This is a genomic window from Neobacillus drentensis, assembly GCF_036965425.1.
In the GTDB taxonomy this organism is placed as follows: Bacteria; Bacillota; Bacilli; order Bacillales; family Cytobacillaceae; genus Neobacillus; species Neobacillus drentensis_F.
Map to the genome: position 1 here is coordinate 1 of NZ_JBALPP010000137.1, position 20184 is coordinate 20184.

The 20184-nt window shown below is 39.0% G+C and carries 13 protein-coding genes and 1 pseudogene; 13 read left to right on the plus strand and 1 reads right to left on the minus strand.

What is annotated here, in order from left to right; all coding sequences use genetic code 11:
• Positions 1-67: 67 nt before the first annotated feature.
• From V7161_RS26605 to V7161_RS26620, 4 genes are all read left to right on the plus strand, one after another.
• The gene (locus V7161_RS26605; protein WP_335715816.1) at positions 68-241 is read left to right on the plus strand and encodes a hypothetical protein; all 174 of its coding nucleotides are present in this window, start codon (positions 68-70) and stop codon (positions 239-241) included.
• Between the two features lie 151 nt (positions 242-392).
• On the plus strand, positions 393-1280 hold the full coding sequence (locus V7161_RS26610; protein ID WP_335715817.1) for a YitT family protein: 888 nt from the start codon (positions 393-395) through the stop codon (positions 1278-1280).
• A gap of 222 nt (positions 1281-1502) precedes the next feature.
• On the plus strand, positions 1503-2507 hold the full coding sequence (locus tag V7161_RS26615; RefSeq protein ID WP_335715834.1) for an ROK family transcriptional regulator: 1005 nt from the start codon (positions 1503-1505) through the stop codon (positions 2505-2507).
• Positions 2508-2535: 28 nt separating this feature from the next.
• A complete protein-coding gene (locus tag V7161_RS26620) occupies positions 2536-3768 on the plus strand; it encodes an MFS transporter (RefSeq protein ID WP_335715818.1) in 1233 nt (410 codons plus the stop codon).
• A 1-nt stretch (position 3769) separates the two neighbouring features.
• Here V7161_RS26620 and V7161_RS26625 read toward each other — a convergent pair whose 3' ends face one another.
• Positions 3770-5191 (minus strand): PQQ-dependent sugar dehydrogenase, encoded by a 1422-nt coding sequence (locus V7161_RS26625; protein ID WP_335715819.1) that lies wholly within the window; start codon positions 5189-5191, stop codon positions 3770-3772.
• Between the two features lie 280 nt (positions 5192-5471).
• On the opposite strand from V7161_RS26625, the gene V7161_RS26630 reads away from it, so the two are divergent.
• The 9 genes and pseudogenes from V7161_RS26630 (at position 5472) to V7161_RS26670 (ending at position 20159) form a co-directional block, all read left to right on the plus strand.
• Positions 5472-7007 carry a pectinesterase family protein gene (locus V7161_RS26630; RefSeq protein WP_335715820.1) on the plus strand — a complete coding sequence of 512 codons (1536 nt, stop codon included), beginning with the start codon at positions 5472-5474 and terminating at the stop codon, positions 7005-7007.
• 34 nt (positions 7008-7041) lie between these two features.
• Entirely contained in the window at positions 7042-7839 is a 798-nt protein-coding gene (locus V7161_RS26635; RefSeq protein WP_335715821.1) for a rhamnogalacturonan acetylesterase, read from the plus strand.
• Between the two features lie 16 nt (positions 7840-7855).
• A complete protein-coding gene (locus tag V7161_RS26640; RefSeq protein ID WP_335715822.1) occupies positions 7856-10459 on the plus strand; it encodes a right-handed parallel beta-helix repeat-containing protein in 2604 nt (867 codons plus the stop codon).
• Positions 10460-10699: 240 nt separating this feature from the next.
• Complete coding sequence (locus V7161_RS26645) at positions 10700-12010, plus strand: pectate lyase family protein (protein ID WP_335715823.1); 1311 nt, start codon at positions 10700-10702, stop codon at positions 12008-12010.
• A gap of 111 nt (positions 12011-12121) precedes the next feature.
• The gene (locus V7161_RS26650) at positions 12122-13702 is read left to right on the plus strand and encodes a response regulator transcription factor (RefSeq protein WP_335715824.1); all 1581 of its coding nucleotides are present in this window, start codon (positions 12122-12124) and stop codon (positions 13700-13702) included.
• A 77-nt stretch (positions 13703-13779) separates the two neighbouring features.
• A complete protein-coding gene (locus V7161_RS26655; RefSeq protein ID WP_335715825.1) occupies positions 13780-15096 on the plus strand; it encodes a multi antimicrobial extrusion protein MatE in 1317 nt (438 codons plus the stop codon).
• Between the two features lie 290 nt (positions 15097-15386).
• A pseudogene (locus tag V7161_RS26660) lies at positions 15387-16299 on the plus strand (SIS domain-containing protein).
• A gap of 35 nt (positions 16300-16334) precedes the next feature.
• Positions 16335-18404, plus strand: coding sequence for a hydantoinase/oxoprolinase family protein (locus V7161_RS26665; protein WP_335715826.1), 2070 nt, complete (start codon positions 16335-16337; stop codon positions 18402-18404).
• A 3-nt stretch (positions 18405-18407) separates the two neighbouring features.
• Positions 18408-20159 carry a hydantoinase B/oxoprolinase family protein gene (locus V7161_RS26670; protein ID WP_335715827.1) on the plus strand — a complete coding sequence of 584 codons (1752 nt, stop codon included), beginning with the start codon at positions 18408-18410 and terminating at the stop codon, positions 20157-20159.
• The last annotated feature ends 25 nt before the right edge of the window (positions 20160-20184 follow it).

Below are 20184 nucleotides of genomic sequence, written 5' to 3' on the forward strand. Positions count from 1 at the left end.
TAAATAGTATAAACTCGATAACAACCTGTAAAGACTAACTTCATAATCACATGAAGGGATTTTGAACATGATTAAATCAGATTTATTAATTGAAATAATTGAAAGAATACCAACAATGTCTGATGAAGAACTAATTTCATGGAGTGAAGATTGTTCTAAAGAAATAGAAAGAAGGAAAATGGTCAAAGAGCAAAAACTCATGAAAGCCAAAAAGGAAAACAGAATTAAACGAATTAAATAGAAGAAACCCGTTCATTTATGAATGGACAGGTATTTTTGTGAAAAAGCTGGTCAAGTTCCCGACTAGCTTTTTCGTATGAATATAAAATGGGCATATTATTTGATTTGTTAACAATAGGGAAACAATAATGAATATGGAAGGGAGAGATTTAATGAATACACCTGAAGCAAAAAAGGGAATAAAACACAAAAGATTAACCTTAGGGAATATTGTCCAAAGAGGGGTATTTATTACTATTGGTGCCAGCATTATGGCTTATGGTTTAGAAGCAGTGTTAATTCCAAACAATATGATTGACGGTGGTGTAACGGGCTTATCCATGATTTTGAGTCATGTGACCGCCATAAATCTAAGTATATTTTTAGTTATTTTAAACTTGCCTTTCTTTTTCTTAGGATATAAACAAATCGGTAAGACCTTTGCGATTAGCATGTTGTATGGAATTGTAGCTCTCTCTTTAGCGACTTCTTTTATGCATCATATCAAACCTATCGTAAATAATGAGATACTGGCAGTTGTTTTCGGTGGTTTAATTTTAGGTTTAGGGGTAGGTTTAACGATCAGAAATGGCGGAGTTTTAGATGGTACAGAAACATTGGCAATTTTAGTGGAGAAAAGGCTCCCGTTTTCAGTCGGTGAAATCATCATGTTTGTTAACGTGATTATCTTCGCGATTGCAGCCTTTGTATTTACTTTAGAAAATGCTTTATTTTCGATGCTTACATATTATATTGCTTTTAAGACGATTGACATAGTTGTAAAAGGATTGGATGATATGAAATCCGTGTATATCATAAGCGATAATACTGACGAGATTGCCGATGCGATAACAGAGCGGTTAGGTCGGGGCGTGACCTATTTGCACGGAGAGGGTTCCTACAGCGGCGAAGATAAACGAGTTATTTTATGTGTTTTTACAAGGCTTGAGGAAACCAAGATGAAAGATATCATTAGGGAGCTAGACCCCCAAGCATTTATCATTGCAACAGATGTATCTTCTGTACATGGCGGCCGATTTAAGAAAAAAGACATTCATTAAAACAGAAAGCGTGAGAAGTTGCTCGAAAAGATGAGCAGCTTCTTTTTACATATATTGCTTTCAGTAATTTTCTATGATATATTACCAGCATCAACTTATTAAAGATGTTTAATAAGTTTTTTATTGGATACTTTTTAAAGTTCTTTAATAAGTTCTTTAATAAGTTCTTTAATAAGTTCATGCTAATAGGCGGTGACCCTTGTGAATACGACTGTAAAATCAATGAGAATGGAAATTCTTCGCGGTATTCGTAAATCTCTTTTAGAAATAGGAAGTGCAACAAAAGTTGAACTTAGCGATAAATTAGGAATTAGTTTCCCGACAATAAGTAAATTCTTAAGCAAAATGGAAAAGGACGGTGAACTTATTTCAGTTGGTCTTGATGATTCGAGTGGTGGTAGAAGGGCCAAAAGATATACATACAATCCGGAGTATATGTTAGGGTTGGCCATTTTTTTAGAAAGAACAGAGACCAATTATATCGTCTTTAACTGTTTAGGAGAAGTAAAGGACTCGGGAACAACCTCTAGTGCATTAATAGATGATGATTTAAAATTATTAACCCATTGTGTTGAACAATTAATAGAGAAGTATCCGAAAATCAATTCTATAGCCATTGGTATTCCTGGTTCCGTTGTTAATGGACGGATTTTTTATATTCCAGGGTATGAGCATCTTCAAAGCTTTGATTTGAAGGGGTACTTGGAAAATCGTTTCGCCATACCTGTTGTAATAGAAAACGATATGAATGCGGCAGTGCTTGGTTTTCACGATCGTAAAGGAAATAAGAAAAATAAATCTTTGGTTTATTTATATTCTGGTCATAATGGTCCAGGTGCTGGAATTATGGTAAATGGAGTTGTGGTGCGAGGCAGCACTAATTTTTCTGGAGAGGTTACATTCGTTCCACAGTATGATGACCAAAACTTTGGTCAGGCTATGGTAAATGGAAACGAGACGAAGAAAGCAATAAGATCTGAGGAATCTGAAATCGACGCCATTAGCAGGTTAGTAGCTTCATTGACAGCTATCATTAACCCTCATACCATTATTTTTTGCGAGGATGAAGTCGATCAATTGATTCTAAACCATATTGCAGAACGAAGCTCAAGGTATGTTCCAGCAGAGCATCTTCCGGATTTTATAATGAGTGATTGGAAACAAGACTATCTATTTGGATTACAAAGTCTTGGTCTTGATCTCATGATTACCGGAATAAGCAGCTAAGACACTTATAAAAAAGGCGGGGTTATACATGGCTACATTCTTTTTAGTAATAATTTACTTGGCTTTTATCAGCTTGGGTTTACCTGATTCTTTGTTGGGAGTGTCTTGGTCAATGATGCAACCGGAATTTGGGGCTCCGCTTGAGACTGCCGGTTTGCTTTTTATGACAATTGCTGGAGGCACTATCATTTCCAGTTTTGTTAGCGGAGCAGTACTTAAACGCTTCGGAACGGGCATTGTTACCTTTTTCAGTTGTTTCATGACAGCTGGAGCACTGCTTGGCTTTCATTTTGCTCCATCTCTTTTTTGGTTGTTTATTTTCGCTATACCACTTGGATTAGGTGCAGGTGCAGTGGATGCAGGATTAAACAATTTTGTAGCTGCGCATTACAAAGCACACCACATGAGCTGGCTTCATTGTTTTTGGGGAGTTGGGGCTACACTTGGTCCCGTGATTATGGCTCAATTTATTTCAGGGCAGCATTCTTGGAGAAGCGGGTATCTTGCCATTGCAGGTCTTCAGTTTGCATTAGTTATTATTCTATTCCTCACTTTGCCTTTATGGAAAAAGCTTGAAGGAAACAGCAATAGTATGGCAGCTAATGAGTCAGAAACCAATAATAATGCATTGAATGGTGCAGATGATAAAAATCGAAAACCCATTCAAATTAGGGGAGTTAAACTAGTGTTACTATCTTTCTTGTTTTATTGCGGTGCTGAGGCAGCGATGGGTCTCTGGGGAAGTAGTTTCCTAGTAAATGTGAAAGATTTATCCGTAGAGAAAGCAGCAAAATGGGTTTCAGTGTTCTATGCAGGAATAACCATCGGTAGATTAATAACAGGTTTTATTACTTTAAAAATAGGAAATCGTACTCTTATTCGGATGGGGCAACTACTAGCATTAATTGGTGCGGCGCTTCTATTTCTGCCATTGCCGTCCACTTTCTCGCTAGTTGGTTTTATTATGGTTGGATTAGGATTAGCACCTATTTTCCCATGTATGTTACATGAAACACCAAAACGTTTTGGACAGGAACATTCTCAGACCATAATGGGGTATCAAATGGCTGTTGCTTATACTGGCAGTACGTTCCTGCCTCCACTTCTTGGTTTCATTGCGGCACACTCAACTATAGGAATCTTCCCATTTGTCGTTGCAGGGTTTGTTGCTATCATGTTATTAGGCTCTGAAAAATTAAATGCCATATTGAATAGAAATGATTTAATACGTGAAAAAAATAAAAACTCTAACGTAATTTAATTCATGGGACAATTTCAAAAACAGTACCTTGGTTAAAATCTGTCACTTTCATAGAGCCATAAACCCCTAAATATAGTCTGGTTTGATCAAGGTTCGCTCCCAAATTAACATAATAAGATGATTGAGATCCAAAATTATAATCAGTTTCGATCACACTAAAATCATTTAGTTTACCATCTGTTCTTACCCTGCTATAAGCTAAAACCCCTCTAACAGGAGGGCGAGACTCTTCCTTTCGGGCAAGATCAGTAAACACAACGCTTCCCGTTAAATCGGGGATTCCATTTCCCATATAGGCTTGCACTCCTGTAAGTGCAGTTCCTCCAAACTTTTCAGGCCTTTGATCTTTATGAAAATAACTGGTTAGAGGCTGAAGACGCCTTATTGAAGTTTTGATTGTTTCGTCATAATAAGCCATTGTTTTCTCGTCTAACCCCTGGATGTTAGTGCAGTTCCTAATGATCGATGTTGGAAAAGCACCTTCCCAACCTCGCCAGCCAAAGTTAATAAATCCTTCTGGATCAGGTTCCGTATTCATTAAAGAGGTCTGAACAAGCTGTGGCACCGGTATTGGTTTATAATGAACGAATGAAAAGATCGACTCCACAAGATCCTGTCCGACATTTCCTACATATTTGATAAATTGATGATAAAACCGTTGGAAGGAAATGCCTGGTATATTGCGGACCCCTTTGGCCATTACAATTAGCGTTTCCTGAATAGGTGCGGGAAGTTCATTAAAACGTGTGACTACGGGAGGATTATTGATAAATGTATTTTTACTTACATCAATTTCAATAATTTTACCGGCGATTTCCATATCGTCCTGACTTAAATTGAATGGATCATAGCCCGATCCGCCATCCCCGGTTGTTAAAACCAATTTTCCTGTTTCAGGTGAAAAGTTTAAGCTATTGAGACCATTATGATTCATAAATGGTCTTCTTAGGTTAAGTAACGTTCGTCGTTTTTGCGGCTGCCCATTCGATTGTAAAATCCATTCTTCCACTGTATCAATATGATCATATTGAGATTCTCTATTTTCCCACTTTAGGTTTAAGGTTTTGGGATCACACGGGTTAGGATTAAAACCCTCAGTTGGTACACCTGCACCTGGACCTTGTGTTCCAGCGAGTGAATAATGAAGATAAAATAGACCGGTATAATAAAATTGGGGATGAAACGCAAGGCCCAGCAATCCCCGTTCATCATAACCACCACCAGACTCCCCGAGCTTTATAATTTGAGGGCGAATATCTAAAAAAGTCCCTAATCCTGAGTTTCCTATGTAAAAGATCTCTCCTACCTGGGTTGCAATAAATAATCGTTCAGTTGTATCACCCGGAAGAATCGTTGTTTTCAAAACTGTGGGTAAGTTGATCTTACTGACAATAGGACGTAAACGAACCTTCACTTTTTTCACCCGGCTTTCCACTCCTTCTTAGTGTTTTCTTTTATAAGAATATGACTAGAACGGTTCTATCAGTACCAAATAAGGGATGTGGCGGAGTTTTTGTCTTCAGAAAGTTTCATGAGTAATTGTTACTATAAATCTAGCAAATATGAAGTAGTAAAACCGAAACTATTTTACTGTTTTTTAAAAAGTAAAAAATATAAAACAATTATCTAAAAATTTTGTATTCTCAAAAGAAGAACTCGCTTGCATAATAACACTTAGACTTTGTGAAAGGAAGGTAATAGAATTGGACGTTTTTAAAAAGGGAAATAAAAGAATGGTGCTCTCTTCAGTGACATTGACTGCAATGTTAAGTGGTTTTCATCCAGTTTACAGTTTTGCTGAGTCAGCTGTGGAATCACCAGACTATATGGAATCCTCCGCTGCTGCTTCTGAAACCGAGATTACCGTGATTGGTGCTTCTCAATTAATTAGCGGACTTCATATGAAAAAGTTAAAAATGTTAGGGATAGCCGCGGAAGAGATGGAAACAGAAACTCCGAAAGTGTATCCGTCAGGTAATAAAGTTAAAATCAAAGAAGTAGATTACATTGGTCATAACCTGATTGCGGTAACTTTTGACAGAAAGCTAGAATCCATTAACGTAAATGACGTCTCTTTTTTTCATAATGGAGAAAGTCTTGAAGTGAAAAGAGCCGCAATCGCTGAAAATAAAGAAGGTCAAACTGTCATCTTTTATGAATCCGAAACCCCAATTAATTCAGAATCCTTCATCATGGAAGACAAAATTGAAGCCTCAGTAGTTAAGGATGACTCCAAAGATATCAGTGGAAATACTTTAAAGATCCATGATCACAGAAAGCTCAAAGATATTACAACGCAGTTGAACGAAATACCGAATTTATTGACCGTATCCAAGGACGGCCTAGCAGATTATACTACGGTCCAGGGTGCAATTGACGCGGTTCCTGCGAATAATACCGAAAAAGTGGAAGTGTTTATCGAAAATGGTGTTTACAAGGAGCTTGTGACCATTCCTAAGGATAAGCCTTTTATTTACCTCAAAGGTGAAAACGCTTCTGGGACCATCATAACGAATGATAATTACTCTGGTAAGGCAAAGCCTGAAGGCGGAACCTATGGGACAACCGGAAGTGCCAGCGTTTATATCTATGGAGATGATTTTACCGCTGAGAACCTTACGTTTGAAAATTCATTTGATGAGCAAAGTGTGAATGTTACCAATAAGCAGGCTGTTGCGGTTTACGCTAGAGGAGACCGGCAAACGTTTAAAAATTCCCGGTTTATTGGGAATCAGGACACCTTGTATGTAAATGGCGGAACACAATATTTCTACCAATCTTATATCGAGGGTGATGTTGATTTCATTTTTGGGCGTTCTAGTGCCGTCTTTGAAAAATGTGAGATTTTTTCTCTTGACCGCGGCTCGACAACGAATAATGGATTTGTAACCGCTGCCAGTACATTGATTACGGAGCCTTATGGATTCTTATTCCTGAACTCAAAGCTGTTAAGCAATGCTTCGGCAGGTACCGTTTATTTGGGTAGGCCTTGGCATCCAAGCGGCGATCCTAATGCCATCGGAAGTGTAGTTTTTATGAATAGTTATCTCGGGCCACATATCATTGCGCAAGGCTGGACTGATATGTCAGGCTTTTCCTACAAAGATGCGAGATTTAATGAATACAAAAATTATGGCCCGGGAGCTGCCATCAATGAGGATCGCATGCAACTGTCCGACGAAGAAGCCCAACTGTACACCATTGAAAATGTTCTGAAAGGCTGGAATCCTAAAGAGTAACTTTTAAAATATGAGAATATTGAGGAGGAAGATGATGAGAAAAAAGCTAAAAGAAAAAATTTTATTAATAACCATGTTTTTCTTAGCAGTTTCATCTTTTTTGGGTGCTCTTCCATCTAAAGCAGCTAACGAGGATAACACTCATAAAAACCGAATAACGGTTTATCTGGCAGGAGATTCAACGGTTTCAAACTATGAGGACTCCTTAGCGCCAAGAGCTGGCTGGGGACAAGTGTTTGATCGATTCCTCGATGACAAAATTATTGTTAAAAATGAGGCTTCCTCTGGAAGGAGCTCAAAAAGTTTTATTGATGAAGGGCGACTCGCCTCCATTTTAAATCAGATTGAGAAGGGAGATTACCTGTTTATTCAATTTGGACATAATGACGAAAAAGTGGAGGATCCGACTCGTTATACTGAACCATTTTCCACTTATAAAAGTTACTTAAAGCAATATATTGACGGTGCAAGGGCAAAAGGTGCCATTCCTGTCCTCGTGACGCCTGTTGAGCGCCGCCGTTTTACAGAAGAAGGAATCGCTCGTGATTCGCATGGCGATTACCCTGCAGCCATGAAAGAGCTTGGACTGGAAGAAAATGTACCAGTTATCGACCTCACTGCTAAAAGCAAGGCGTTATTCCAAGAGCTTGGGCCAGAAGGGACAAAGGATCTTTTTCTTTTCCTTGATGCTGGTGAGCATGTGAACTATCCGAATGGTGTTCAGGATAATACACATTTTCAGGAAGCTGGTGCGGAAGCGATCGCACGTCTTATTCCTGAGGGCATCGAGGAATCTCATTTAGTCCCGTTACGTAATCACATTATAAAATAAATAGGGAGTGAGAAAATTGAAGGCACTAGCAAAAATTCGAAGTGTATTACTTGCCTCGCTTTTCATATGCAGCAGCATTCCTGCTGCATATGCAGAAGAAACAGGCGGTAAGGAGGGTACCGCTCAAAGTGAGAATTTAGTATGGCAAAGCGTTACATTTGGCCAGTCAACCGATTTGAATTTTGCCGCGAATGTTCTGCCTGAAAAAATTGGGACAAACTTTGCAGCACCAGAAAAGCCAGGCACTATTGAAGGAAAAATTACCATGGAGAGCAGGGGAGGGAAGCTGGCTCCTGGACACGATGGGTTGACATTCTATTATACAAAGCTCAATCCTAATACCGATAACTTTGTCTTGGAAGCGGACATGACCATTGAACAGTTCGGTCCGGAAACTGGGGCTGGACCAAATGGACAGGAAAGTGCCGGGATTATGGTCAGGGACACGATTGGTGCACCGAGGCAAGACCCCATGATCCTTGGTTATGAAGAGGTTCCGGCAGCTTCCAATGTTTTTGGAGTCGGGATGATGCGCAATGGTGTAGCACCTATTTACAGGACAGGTGTCGTATATCCATGGGGCAATCTCGGAAGCCAATTAAAAGCCTCTCCTTTTACAACAGATTCAAAATATAAACTTCCTATTGGAACACCTGTTAAGGTAAGGCTGGAGCGTACTGACACAGAATTTATCATGTCTGCTACCTTCACTCATTTGGCTGAAGAAAAAACATTTGAACAAAGAATAAAAGGAGCTGATCTTGTTCAAGTGATGGACAAAGATCATATGTATGTTGGCTTTTATGCAGCCAGAAATGCCAAAATGACTATTCAAAATGCAAAGCTGACTCTTAGTGAGGCACATACTGTACCCACACCGCCAACGGATTCTGTTCCAGAAAAACCAGCAATGAATTTACTTTCGGCGCCGGAATCAGGTTCCCAGCAGTATGATCTGAAAGCACTTGCCAATTATAAAGGTACGATATCAGTATTAAAAGATGGGGAAGAAGTAGTGAGCGGGGCATCGGTCCAAAAGGATCAAGTTTATTCGTTCGGTACATTATTGGATAACGAAACCACTAATTTTACCGTTACCTTTACACCAAGTGAAGGATCATCCACTGCACCCATCACCAAGGACCTTACCGTAACTAAGAAAATTTATACGAACGGGGCAGGCTTATTTGTATCACCAAAGGGAACTAGTTCTGCCAAAGGAACAATTAATGATCCAGTCGACCTGGAAACGGCCGTTAAATTCGCTATACCTGGTGAAACCATTTACATGCGCGAGGGTACATATACTCCGTCTTCAATCATTAATATTAAGAAGGAATATAGCGGTTCTAAAGAAAAAGTGAAAACGTTAATGGCTTACAATGGTGAAAAAGTAGTGATTGACGGACAAGGGAAACTTGGAAGTGTCCTGCAATTAAATGGAGACTACTGGCACTTGTTTGGTATCCAGATCACGAAGGCGTCCTCAACCGGAATGCGGGTGAGCGGTGACCATAATGTTGTCGAGCAAATGCTGTTCAACTATAACGGAGATACGGGACTGCAAATTAGCGGCAGTGGTTCCAATCCGGATTTATGGCCGAAGTATAATTTAATCTTAAATTGTGAATCACATGATAACCGCGACCTTTCCGATGAAAATGCAGATGGATTCGCCGCCAAGCTCGGGGTCGGTGTCGGAAATGTCTTCAGAGGAAACATCGCTCATCACAATATCGATGATGGCTGGGATTTATATAACCGGACGAATGAAGGCGCCAATATGCCAATTACACTAGAAGGAAACATTGCCTATTCGAACGGTAAACTAAGCAATGGCTATAATCAAGATGGAAACGCTGGTAATGGTTTTAAGCTTGGCGGGGAAGGCATGCCGGTGGCCCATATTGTCCGAAACAATATTGCCTTTGACAATAATATGGACGGTTTTACGGATAATTTTAATCCAGGTAAGATGGTTGTTGAAAATAACACAGCTTTTAATAATAAAAGGTTTAATTATGTATTCCGAATCAATCCATACTTCAACGCTGAAGAGCAGGGGACTTTTAAAAACAACCTCTCCTATCGATCTGCTTCGGGTGCGGTAAAAGATTTTATTTCAGGTAACAATGATAACACGAATTTCTTCTTTGACGGTTCTAAAACATCCAACAAAGTGGGTACCCTCGTTACTTCTAATGACTTTGTCAGTGTTGAGATACCAGGCCAGTTTGATAGAGATATAGATGGAAATATCCTTTATGGCAAATTTCTTCGCATCACTCCTGATAGTTTCCTAAATAGCGCAGGCATTAATAAAGGCTATGTTGGCGCACTTCCAGCAGATCCTGTGTCCATTAGCCTGGAAGGCCCTGAAGCTCTAAGAGAAAGGGAAACAGGTAAGCTGGTTGTTGTTGCTAGATTCTTTGATGGCTCTGAAAAAGTTTTATCTTCAGGATTTCAGTTCAAGAGTGGGAATATCTCGATTGCTTCAGTAGACCGGGTAGGCAATATTCTAGCAGTCGAGAAAGGGAAAACTTCTATTACTGCTTCTTACCATGGATTGGTGGCAAAGCTTGACATCCATGTAAAACAAATGCCCCCAGGATTAAAATAAACGGATAGTGTAAAAGAAGGAAGCTTTTCAAAGCTGCCTTCTTTTGTCGTACACTCTTAACCAATATTAAAAATATTTCGAACATCTAAAAATATCAAACAAACTGCTAAAGATATTGAATTCTTTGTGTAAGCGTTTTCGGATAAAATAAAAAGCAAGAAATGAGGATCCACTATTAAATAGATAAGATTGAAGTTAATGATATTTCTTCATTAAATAATAAATTAAGGAGTGTTCTGGATGAAAAAAACATTTAGCAGTCTTTTAGCAGTCTCTTTGTTGACAATGGGTATTACCTCGGTTTCAGCAGCTTCATCCGATCTGGGAAGGGAAGTACTGGCACCGAAAGATGGCTGGGCTTCTTTTGGAGAGGGAACAACTGGCGGAGCAAAGGCTGATGCCAGTCATGTTTTTACTGTAACCAACAAAGCCCAACTACTTAATGCTCTTGGTGGCAGTAACTATAATACCCCTAAAATCATTTATATTAAAGGGAGTATTGATTTTAATGTAGATGAGAATAATCAACCAATAGGATCTGATTATTATGCAGATCCAGCTTATGATTATAATTCCTATCTCGAAGCCTATAATCCTGCTGTATGGGGACACGAAAACGAAGTGTCCGGCCCGCTCGAGGATGCACGTGCCCGCTCCGCTCAGAAACAAAAAGAGCAGATAGTTGTGAATATCGGCTCGAACACATCCATTATTGGACTGGGCGATGATGCTAAAATCATCGGCGGCAGCTTTATTATGAGCGGAGTGGAAAATATTATTATTCGCAATATCGAATTTGAAGCACCTGTTGATTTCTTCCCGCAATGGGATCCGACAGACGGTGAGTTTGGTGAATGGAACTCCGAATATGATAATGTAACGATAACAAATAACTCGCACAATGTCTGGATTGACCATAACAAGTTTACAGATGGAAAACATCATGATGAAGACTTTGGAAAAGTTTTCGGAAGAACCTACCAGCAGCATGACGGCTTGCTTGACGTAACTAACGGTGCTGATTATGTAACGATTTCTTACAATGTGTTAGAGGACCATGACAAGACCTCGCTGATCGGCTCCAGTGATAGTAAAACGAGCGATGGGCAGCACTTAAAAGTCACGATTCACCATAACTATTATAAAAACCTCACACAACGGCTGCCAAGGGTCCGTTATGGTCAAGTCCATGTTTACAACAATTATTATGAGTTTAATAAAGACTCAGATTACGAGTTTGATTATGCTCTTGGCGTTGGCGTAAACTCAAAAATTTATGCAGAGAACAATTATTTTAATTTCGATTTTGATGTCGATCCTGGAGAAATTATCAAGGATTGGAAGGGAACTACTATTTATGAAAGCGGATCTTTTGTCAATGGAAAAAGCTCCGCGAATGAAGTCGATCTAGTCGATGCCTTTAATCAAACACATACAGTCCAGCTAAATGAAAATGTTGGCTGGGAGCCATCCTTATTTACAAGAATTGGTCCGACACAGGCTGTTCCAGCACTGGTAAAAGCTAAGGCAGGTACTGGCAAACTAAAATAGACGGTAAAGAACCCATAAAATGATTATGGGTTCTAGCTGTTTTATTTGGAATGTTGAGGATAGGAGGGAAGACCTATTCCCCGTCCTAAAAATATCTGGAGGACATAGATAATGTATAAGGTAGCAATAGTTGATGACGATCGAATTATCCGTAAAGGATTATCAAGTGTAATCCCCTGGACGGAATATGGCTTTGACTTGGTTGGTGTAGGTGCCGATGGTGAACAAGGTCTGGAAATTATAAAAGAGCATGATCCACATATTGTTATATCCGATATTCAAATGCCCTTTATGAATGGACTAGAAATGACGAAGGTGATCAAAGAACATAATCCCAAAACAAGAGTGATATTTTTGACGGGTTATGAAAATTTTAAATATGCTCATGAGGCAATTAAGTTAAAAGCTTATGATTATCTTCTTAAACCAGTGGAAACTAGTGAATTGATAGAGAAGCTGAAACAAGCTGCAATCGAATTAGAGCTGGAACTGCGGAAAGAAAATTATATCACCGAAAGTCAATATTATTTCCAGCAGCAATTACTTAAAAGGTTATGTCTTAACGACCTTACGAGTGATGAAATAGTTAAAGAGCTAAGTATAGCAGGAATGGAGACTAAGGAGACAATTGTTGCGGTACTGTATGTCAAAATGGACCAAACAGATTTTGGCTCCCTCCACAAAATGGAGACAGTGAAGGGCTGTATTATGGAGCAATGCAGAAATATCCTTGATCATTATAAAATTAAAGGCTGTGTTGTTAACGCTGAAACCGAGCATTTTGCTGTCTTTCTATTTGGGTCCACTTTACTGGCAGAGGATTTTACTCATTCAATAACCAATATAACCAGTGAATTCCTTTCAACAGTACAAGAAAACCTTCATACGACCATTACGATTACAAGGGGAAGAATCTATCATGAATTGGCACACCTTAGCTGCGCCTTTCGAGAAGCAGTAAAAGCGATGGAATTTCGTCATATGGTAGGGATGAATCGAGCTTATTCCATTGAAGAAATTGAAACTTTAGAGTGTGCGGAAGTGGCTGAACACTTAAAAATTGAAGAAGATTTTTTTAGATATATTTTCCTGGGACTTCCGGAAAAAGTGACGGAGCTATTAGAGAATGCCAAAAATGAACTTCTGACTAATAAAAAAGTATCCCTGCAGGAAATGGTTTTGTTCGCGGTTAGGCTCATTGGATTAATTTTTTATGAATCATCTAAAATAGCAAAAAACTGGGACTATACAAAATTCGGAAATATCGAGAGCAGGCTAGTAAAATTGCAGACTATCGAGGAGATCTTTTCCGAAATTAAAATAATTGCTTTCGATTTAGCTGACTTTGCAAAAAGGCTAAATGGAAATCGAAAGCACACACTGGTTGATAAGGCGATTGAATTTATTCGTGACAATTACCAAGTGGCCAATTTAAGTCTCCAAACAGTGGCAGAAGAAGTTCATGTGAACGCGGCCTATCTAAGTAATCTTTTCAAAGTAGAGAAGGGCTTCAACTTTGGGGATTTTCTCCTTGAAACGAGGATGGAGAAGGCGATGGAGTTATTTCAAAAAACAGATTTGAAGACCTATGAGGTAGCAGGAAGGATAGGATACTCAAATCCCCAATATTTTAGCAGCAGTTTTAAAAAATACACGGGTTTTTCTCCAATCGAATTTAAAAAGCTAAAATAGTCATATTATTTCGGAACTCGTGATAAAAATAAATGACCCTGTAAAAAAATGGAGATGAAAGGGGTGAAAAATTTACATTGTCAAAGATATTGAAGGATTCCAGTTTTATTAGGATACTGATATTTTTTATTCCATTGGCCATATCCGCAAGTCTAACGTCCATTTCTCATGTAATTATAAATGGAACCTTAAGCCGGGCCGACCATGCCGAGGTCATTATTGCCAATTACGCTATTGCCTTTTCTTTATTTGGAATCCTTGAACGGCCGCTCTTAGTTTTTAGACAAACGAGCTCAGCTTTAGCAAAAGGGAAAGCTTCCTTCAACAAAATTGCGGCTTTTTTTATCAAAGTTACACTTGCAATAACAGCCCTGTGTGCATTAGTTGGTCTCACTCGGCTCGGAGACTTGGTGTTTATATATGGTTTTAATGCCGAAGCGGATTCGATGGCCTCCTTGAGGGTAACCTTTCTCGTTCTTTCAGGCGTCATCTTAGTTTCCGGCCTCCGCTGTTTATATCAGGGAATGATTATTAATAAGCTGGAAACAAAATGGTTAACCATTGGCGTCGTTGTTCGGCTGGCAGGTATGTTTGCTGTCGCGGCTTATTTGAATTTATCTCATCATGCAAATACAAGTGCCGCAGGTGCGATTATCTTTTTAGCAGGTATGGGAATCGAGTGCTTCATAAGTGTCTGGCGGGGGAATTCCATTGTTAAAGAGAACGAAAAGGAAACGGAAACAACATTGAGACAAAAAGAAATTTCTAACTTTTATTTTCCGTTAGTTATTTATTTATCTTTCCAGACAATCTTAATTCCGATTATTTACGCATTCCTTGGCAAAATTCAAGATGTACATTTAGGGATAGCCTCCTTCGCATTGGCTTTTAGCATTACCAACTTGATACTCAGCTTTTTTATGTACACTCATCAGATTGTCCTGCAATTCTATCAAAAAGACAAACGAACGGTTATAAAATGCGTGATTGTTTTCAGTATCGTTCCATCTGTTTTGCTGGCATTTCTTAGTTTTACAGCTGCAGGGCCTTGGTTTATGAGAACAGTACTTGGTGCTGACATGACATTGGCTGCTGAAAGTCTGCGTGTATTGAAATTTTTTATCATTAAAACGATGGTCTTCCCTTGGGTGGATTACTTTGGAGGCATTCTTATGCTTCAAAAAAGTACAAAGTCTTTATTAAAACCGCAAATTTTTAATATGGTCACTGTGGTCCTCGTAATGATTCCGTTAGTATTTTGGAATCCGGCCCTAAATGGCAGTGCGGGTGCTATTGCAGCTTCGACAGGTGAATTAATCGGCTTGATTGCTGTTTACTTCGTTATATCCCGCAGGCAGAAAATCTCACAAGTGGCAGAACAGAATTCTATTTAATTTTTTACGTAGGGTGATTAAGTTAGCATCTAGAAAAAGGTCCCTAGTAAAGCCTCCAATTAAGGGGGCTTTTTTTATTTAACAATGCAAGATAATAGACNNCATTTACATACAAAAAATTCAAAAAATTAAAAAAATCATATTGACTGAATATTTATTAAAATGGTATAACTTATAATATAACAAGCTATAACAAGTTAATAGAAGTTATAACAAGTGAATAAATTTGGGAGGTAAAGAAATTGATCACAACTTTTAAAAATGAGGTAATTGCACAACTGGATGAAGTAATGGCGGCTTTTAAGCAAAGGGATATTAACCGTGTTTTCTTTGTAGCATGCGGAGGTTCTTCAGCATTAATGTATCCTAGTAAATATTTTCTGGATCGTGAGGCTAAAACCATAACAGCGGAGGTTTATAGCTCAAACGAATTCATTCATAGAGACCCTGCAACACTTGGTGAATCGTCTTTAGTTATTTTGTGCTCCCATAAGGGAAAAACCCCTGAAACTACAGAAGCTGCAAAATTTGCTAAAAGTAAAGGTGCTTTGACCGTTTCCATGATGTTTGTTGAAACTGCACCGTTGGCAGATGAATCTGATTTTACAATTAATTACTCATGGGTTCCTGCTGGAAAAGTAGATCAGGATCCAACCATTATGAATTATGCAATCCTTTATCGATTATCAATGAGCCTTGTTTATATCAAAGAAGGTAATAAAAAATATGAAAAACTATTAACTAGCCTAGAGAATTTACATAATGTCTTTGTAAGAACAGAAAAGCAATATTTAGAAAAAGCAAAACAATATGCACAAAAAAATAAGAATGAAAAAACTATTTATACAATGGCAAGCGNNAATGGAAATGCAGTGGATCAATTCACATGCCATTCATGCTGGGGAATTCTTCCACGGGCCATTTGAAATTTTAGACAAAAATGTACCATTTATTTTATTGAAGGGATTAGATGAAACTCGTCTATTAGAGGAACGTGCAGAAACCTTCTTGAAGCAATATGGTGAAAATCTATTAATTATTGATGCAAAAGATTTTGATTTAACAGGAATTGATGAAGAAATGAAAGGGTATCTCGCTCCAATTGTCATTAACTTCGTTTTACGTTTGCATGCGGTTGCCCTTGCAGAGGCTAGAAATCATCCTCTTGAAACAAGACGCTATATGTTTAAAGTTCCTTATTAAAATAAGATTCAAGGATGCCTTTAGGAGGAAAAAATATGCGCTATATGATAGGTGTAGATGTCGGAGGTACGTTTACGGATGTTACGCTGGTTGATTCCCAGAGTGGAACCATTAATAATCATAAAGTTCCCTCAACACCAGATGATCCGTCACGTGCCATCATGACAGGGGTAGTCCAAATTTTGGAAATGAATGAAATTCCTGTATCAGAAGTACGGTATCTTGCACACGGTACGACGGTCGCAACGAATGCTCTAATTGAAAGAAAAGGTGCCAAAACAGGTCTTTTAGTGACAAATGGTTTCCGTGATTTACTAGAAATTGGCAGGCAAACTCGTCCAAGTCTATATGATTTATTTAAAGAGAAGCCTGAACCTGTCATTCCAGGTCATTTAAGATTGGAAATAGATGAACGTCTGTATGCCAACGGTGAAGTGCATAAAGCCTTTGATCGTACTAGTTTACTAGAAGCAATTAACAAACTGAAGGGGGAAGGCGTTCAATCAATTGCGGTATGTTTTCTCTTCTCCTATTTAAATCCAGAACATGAAAAATTAGCTGTAGAGGAAATTCAAAAACTGTTCCCTGAGGCATATGTATCAGCTTCACATCAGGTTGTTCCTGAATTTAGAGAATATTCCAGGTTAAGTACTACAGCTATTAATGCATACCTTGGACCTGTTATGAAGAAGTATATGGAAAACTTTCAGAACTCTGTAAAAGATGTAGGAATTCCTGTGGATCCTTATATTACCCAATCAAATGGAGGAATTATCTCGATTCAAGAATCGGTAAATAACCCTGTACGTACAGCCGTTTCTGGTCCAGCTGCAGGGGTAGTTGCTGCAAAGAATTTAGCAGACCTTACTAGTTATCAAAATATGATTACATTTGACATGGGGGGAACATCTGCAGACTTCAGCTTAATTGAAAATGGAGAACCTAAGGTGTCTACCGATAGGGAAATTGAAGGGTTCCCCGCTCGAATTCCAATGCTGGATATTTATGCTTGTGGTGCCGGCGGCGGTTCAATTGCCTATTTAGATAATGGCGGTGCTCTAAAAGTAGGTCCTGAAAGTGCTGGATCTTTTCCTGGGCCGGCAGCATATGGACGTGGTGGAACACGTCCAACTGTAACGGATGCGAATGTTATTTTGGGTCGTTTAAACCCGGAAAACATCCTAGGCGGCAGAATGAAAATAGATTTAGAGGCGGCAAACCTTGCTGTAAAAGAACATATTTGTGATCATACAAGTTTATCGGTTACTGAAGCCTCTATGGGGATTCTATCAGTAGTAAATGCCAATATGGCTAGAGCGATCCGATTAATTTCTGTTGAAAAAGGTTATGATCCTCGAGAGTTTACATTGGTTTCATTTGGTGGTGCAGGTGGACTTCATTGTGGAGCACTTGCTCGTGAATTAAACATACCAAGAGTGTTAATTCCTCAGTCTCCGGGTACTTTCTGTTCATTGGGCTTACTGGTTACGGATATCCGTTCTGATTATGTACGATCTTCCTTACAAGAAGCTGTAAATGAGAGTATGTATCTTATCAGACAGCTTTTTGCGGAAATGGAACAAGAAGGAACCACCATGCTTGAAAAAGAAAAAGTTCAGGAATCAAATCGTCGATTTGTCTATGGTATCGATATGCGTTTTAAAGGTCAAAACTATGAAATTACCATACCAGTTGAATATGCAGAGTTATTAGAAGGAAATGTTCAGGAAATGGTAGCAAAATTCCATGAACAACATGAAAAAATTTATGGATATTCCAATAAAAATGGAATTGTTGAGTTTGTCAATTATCGACTTACAGCTTTAGGGGAGCTGCCAAAAGCAACATTTGAAAAATCTGAGGAACAATTTAATCGTGAATTAAAGCCATCATCTTACCGTGAAGTTTATTTCTCAGAAGTAGATCAACCTGGATATTATAAAACAGCTATTTTTAATCGTGATGAATTCTTTCCAGGGGATCAAATTGCCGGGCCAGCGATTATACAGCAAATGGATACAACAATTCTCATTCTTCCGGGGCAAACGATGAAGGTAGATCCATATCGTAACCTCCTAATTAATACCTTTGGTGAGGAGGAATAAATCATGAGACAAGTTGATGCAATCACTTTAGAAATAGTAGGAAATGTGCTCCTATCCATTGCAGAAGAAATGGGAGTCACACTCGTAAAAACGGCATACTCCACTAATATAAAGGAAAGAAAAGATTGTTCAACAGCTGTTTTTGATGCACAGGGGAATATGATTGCTCAAGCGGAATATGTCCCTATGCACCTAGGTTCCATGCTCGATATCGTGAATCAAATTTTGAAAAGATTTCCATTAGACACAATAAAGCCTGGAGATATGTTTGTTACTAATGATCCGTTTTCGGGCGGCGGAACACATTTGCCGGATATTACAATGGCATCTCCTGTATTTGTCGGCAATCAATTGGTTGGCTTTGTCGCGAATATTGCGCATCATTCAGATATCGGCGGAATGGTTCCGGGCAGTGTTGCTGCCAATTCAACTACCATTTATCAAGAGGGTTTAAGGATTCCATTGGTACGAATTTGCAGTGAGGGGAATTTGGTTAGGGATTCCTATGACTTTATTACCCTAAACACAAGAACCCCGGTTGAACGCCAAGGTGATTTAGATGCACAAATTGCATCAAATATTGCTGGAGCAAAACGGATGAGTGAAGTTGCAGAGAAGTATGGAGCAGACTATTTTGCTGAATGTACAAGTGCTCTTCTTGATTACGCAGAAGACTTAATACGTTCAGGTATTCGTTCATTTCCAAATGGCTGTTATACATTTGAAGATTATTTGGATGATGCAGGTCCGAATTCGGATTCTCCGGTTTTAATTCGTGCAACGGTTACCATTGATGACAATACTGCACATGTAGATTTCACTGGTACAAGCGACCAGGTACCAGGTCCTTTAAATATGACGTATTCAGCATTATTAACAACTGTATTTTATTGTTTTAAGGCGATCGTCGGGAAAGACGTTATGGCCAATAATGGAATTTATCGTGCTCTTAAAGTTACAGCTCCAGAAGGTACGATTGTAAATTGTAAACTCCCTGTTCCAGTCGGTCAAAGAGTTGATACAGCCCAGAGGGTGGTCGATGTTATTTTCGGGGCGTTGGCTCAAGTGGCACCGGAACGTGTTCTTGCAGCATGTAATAGCGTTGTCACATCTGCTATATTCTCAGGCACTAATCCAAATACAAACGACTACTTTGTTTACCTAGAAACAATCGCCGGCGGTTCTGGTGCCCACAGTCAAGGTGACGGATTAAGCGGGGTTCAAGTCCATATGACCAACACCTCCAATTTACCTGTTGAAGCGTTAGAACGAGAATATCCAATCTTAATTGAAAAATATCAATTGCGAAAGGATTCAGGCGGAGCGGGGCTTTATCGAGGTGGTTTAGGGATACAAAGGGATTTTAGAATTCTATCTGATGGCCTTAATTATACAGGCCTTGGCGAACGGCATAAGTTTTCACCATGGGGTATTGAAGGCGGAAAGGAAGGAGCTCCTGGAAGCTTCTGGCTGGCCAAAAAGGGTGAAACACTGGAGCAGATTAGGTCAAAAATATCTGGTGTGGAATTAAATAATGGGGATTTAATCAGCGTATGTTCTCCTGGTGCAGGCGGATATGGCGATCCTTTAAAACGGCCGATCGATGGTGTCTTAAAGGATGTCCAAGAAGGAAAGGTATCGATCGATAAAGCCCTTTCTGATTACGGGGTAAAGCTAATTCTAACCGCTGATGGACTTCTAATCGATACAAAAGAAACAGAAGCAAGAAGGTCTATATTAGTTGCAAATCTATAATGTTGTTAAGCGCTGTCTAAATCGA